The sequence below is a fragment of the Streptomyces sp. WM6386 genome, from assembly GCF_000972385.1.
Lineage (GTDB): Bacteria > Actinomycetota > Actinomycetes > Streptomycetales > Streptomycetaceae > Streptomyces.
In genome coordinates this window covers 1-385 of the sequence record NZ_JXTE01000590.1, presented here as the reverse complement: position 1 = coordinate 385, position 385 = coordinate 1, and the positions used below count along the sequence as shown (strand labels likewise).

Annotated in this window: 1 pseudogene; it reads right to left on the bottom strand. The window is 71.4% G+C overall.

From position 1 onward, the window contains the following. Positions 1–385, bottom strand: a pseudogene (locus tag TN53_RS42830) (glyceraldehyde-3-phosphate dehydrogenase); the annotation flags it as partial.

Below are 385 nucleotides of genomic sequence, written 5' to 3'. Positions count from 1 at the left end.
AGCCCCACTCGTTGTCGTACCAGGCAACCACCTTGACGTGGCGGCCGTCGACGCGGGTGAGGGCCGAGTCGAAGATCGACGAGGCGGGATTGCCCACGATGTCGGATGACACGAGCGGGTCCTCCGAGTACTCGAGGACGCCGGCGAGCGGCCCCTCCGCGGCGGTGCGGTACGCCGCCAGCACGTCGTCGCGCGTCACATCGCGGGCGACGGTCGTGTTGAGTTCGACGATCGAGCCCACCGGCACCGGTACGCGGATCGAGTCGCCCGACAGCTTGCCTTCGAGGTTCGGCAGCACCAGGCCGATCGCCTTTGCGGCGCCCGTCGTGGTGGGCACGATGTTGGCGCCGGCGGCCCGGGCGCGACGGGCGTCGCGGTGCGGACC